Annotated in this window: 4 protein-coding genes; all 4 read right to left on the minus strand. The window is 45.0% G+C overall.

Annotated elements, in window-relative coordinates; genetic code table 11:
- Positions 1–193 precede the first annotated feature (193 nt).
- On the minus strand, positions 194–892 hold the full coding sequence (locus GXO74_09510; protein NOZ61905.1) for a CPBP family intramembrane metalloprotease: 699 nt from the start codon (positions 890–892) through the stop codon (positions 194–196).
- Positions 893–953: 61 nt separating this feature from the next.
- Positions 954–1,415, minus strand: coding sequence for a DUF1003 domain-containing protein (locus GXO74_09515; GenBank protein NOZ61906.1), 462 nt, complete (start codon positions 1,413–1,415; stop codon positions 954–956).
- Between the two features lie 111 nt (positions 1,416–1,526).
- Positions 1,527–2,273 (minus strand): ATP-binding domain-containing protein, encoded by a 747-nt coding sequence (locus tag GXO74_09520; protein NOZ61907.1) that lies wholly within the window; start codon positions 2,271–2,273, stop codon positions 1,527–1,529.
- 7 nt (positions 2,274–2,280) lie between these two features.
- A partial coding sequence (locus GXO74_09525) for a hypothetical protein (GenBank protein NOZ61908.1) occupies positions 2,281–2,741 on the minus strand: 461 nt, incomplete at its 5' end.

Genomic DNA, 2,741 nt, shown 5'->3' on the forward strand with positions numbered 1-2,741 from the left:
TCCGGTAGGAGTTGAACAAAAGTTAAATGTCCGGAAAGTGAAATAAAGTTGTGAATTTCGGGAAATAGCTTTTTCAGATTATTCCCCGGAGTTAACTTTTTTATTCTTCGAATCATATCACACATTAGATTTGATAATTTTGGGGGACATTCAACAATTCATTATTTCCCCTGTTCGGGTTGAAAACTATTCTCTATCTAATTTGGGTTAACAAGAAGGCGAATTGCACACCATCGTATAAAACATGAGACAAAACCAGCGGAAACAGTCTGCGGTATCTGTAGAAATAAAAACTCATAACCACGCTTTTTAGTCCGATAGAAATAATTCCGAAAAGCCCCTGGTACAAATGAGTCACTCCGATGAGCGCAGATGCGAGAAAGATAACGGCAATGTGCCAATTCTTATTGTCGCTTGTATTCCAGAGGCATTTGAGCAGGAATGTTCTGGATAATTCCTCGTAAAGAGCAATCCCAATCCACAGAACCGGGCCAAACCAGATAGCCATGAGTAAAGGATTGTGCGCCAGGTCTCTGATAACATTTATTAGTTCTGTGTTTGGCGGGTTATTTCTGGGCAGCCATTGCATCAAAGTGGCTCTTTCGACATAAGACATGGCAAAATAAATCACTGTCAGCCCAATTCCGATTAGAACGTCCCAGTACCATGTTCCTTTTCCGGAATTGAAAGTCTCTTTAAAACTTTCTTTCACTAAATATTTGTTCAAAAGAAGAATCAAAATAATACTTCCGCCGCCAAACAGCAGGGGGTAGACGATCATGTCCGAGGTGCTGAAATTTTCCGTTTGCGTCAGACGATACCAGATCATAACCAGATTGATGGGCAGGATGGCGATACTTACGGCGAGGATATTTCTGAGTGTTTTGTTCATTGGGTTGTCCTTGTTAGATAATTAGTGTTTTCGTCCAAATTAATTTTTAAAAGGAATAACTCTACTGACCCTCTTTTTGTTCTTTCACTTCCAAAACCATTTTATGCAATTCAGCCAATGCCTCATTCTGCGCAGCGAGATGCTCTAATATAATTTTGATTTCTTTTTCTGATTTCTGATTAATTAAATAATCGTTGTGGGCTTCGATGCGGTCGTGTTCTGCCTGGCGATTCTGGCTCATCATGATCAATGGTGCTGTATAAGCCGCTTGAAACGACAAAGTCAAATTCATGAGAATAAACGGATAAGGATCCCAGTGATGAATCCAGGCGACAACGTTCAAAGTGACCCAGATTGCCAGAATAATCGTCTGAATGATGATAAATTTCCACGTCCCTACAAAACGAGCGACGGAGTCCGCCGCTCGCTGACCAAAAGTGAGTTGTTCTTCGAAAATTTCATTCACGTTTCTCACTGGCGGGTGCTGGTGATTGAATGGCCTGGGAAAGTGTAATTTTTTCAATTACTTTTCTCCTGTTTTTTTCATTTCAGCCGTTCAAAGGTTCGAAACCTTTGCATGGTTGGCCAATTTGACAAGCCCGATTTCTCGGGGAGACAGGGTTTGAAATTATTTTTAAAACAACTCTATCTGCCCCCCGCTATCCGGCGAAGATTTCTTTTTTGGTTTGTCTTTGATTTCCGCCTGCTTGAACGCCTTCAGCGCCCGCTCGATGTCGTTCAAAAAGCGCGATGGTTTGGCAGACCGGTGCTCGCCGAACAAATATCGGCTGCGGGCGTGGAGCAAAATCAACTGTCTTTTCGCCCGGGTCATGCCCACGTAAAACAGCCGCCGTTCTTCGGCGGCATCGGCAGTTTCATCATTTTTCCGCCGGAACGGAATCAAATCTTCCTCGCAGCCGGCAATGAAAACCACGGAAAATTCCAGCCCTTTGGCGGTGTGCAGCGTCATCAGTGACACTTTCTCCGCCCGGGGATCGTAATCGTCGGTCTCCCGGTGCAGCGTCACCGCTTCCAAAAAATCGGCTAAATTTCCGTCAAATTTTTTGATTCGTGACAATAGCTTTTCATGGAAAAATTGCCGCTTCTGGTCATTTTTGAAAAATTTTTTCAAACCAAAAGCCGTCAAAATACGATCCGCCAGTTCCGGCAGCGTCAAATTCTGACTCACCTCCCGAACTAATGTCAGTTGCTCGACAAATTTGATCACCGGCTGGCGCTGCGTTTCGCTCAGCAGAGCGATGAACCGGCATCTCTCCATGGCCTGAAAAAGTGAAATTTCATTCAGCCGCTGATAATTGACCAGAATTTTCAACGTCTGCTCGCTGATACCGCGCGGCGGTAGATTGATAATTTTCAGCAAATCCGGATCAGAATGGGGATTGTACCCGAAAAAAAGAGAGCAATTCCTTCACTTCCGGCGTCTCGTAAAATGGCTTGTTCCCGAAAGTCTGGTAGGGAATGCCCGAGCGCAAAAATGCTTCTTCCAGCGCCGGCAACTGGGCATTGATGCGATAGAGCACCGCGATGTCGGAAAAACCGGCTGCACTAGCGGGCTCCTCGTAGCCGGCTCTGCCGGAATCCACTGAGAAAAAACCGGTCGCGCCGACCATCTTTTCGATCTGGTGCACGATGGTTTCCGCCTCTGATTTTTCCGTGGGCGTTTCAAAAATATCGATCTGCGTCTTGCTCACCAGATTTGACCAGATGCGTAGCGGCTGGTGATCTTCATTTTTTTCGATCACCTGCACCGAGGCTTTCAGAATCGCAGAATCCGAACGGTAATTTTTTTCCAGATGCAGTACTTTTGTGCCGGGAAAATCCTGTTCAA

The sequence above is a fragment of the Calditrichota bacterium genome, assembly GCA_013152715.1.
In the GTDB taxonomy this organism is placed as follows: domain Bacteria; phylum Zhuqueibacterota; class Zhuqueibacteria; order Thermofontimicrobiales; family Thermofontimicrobiaceae; genus 4484-87.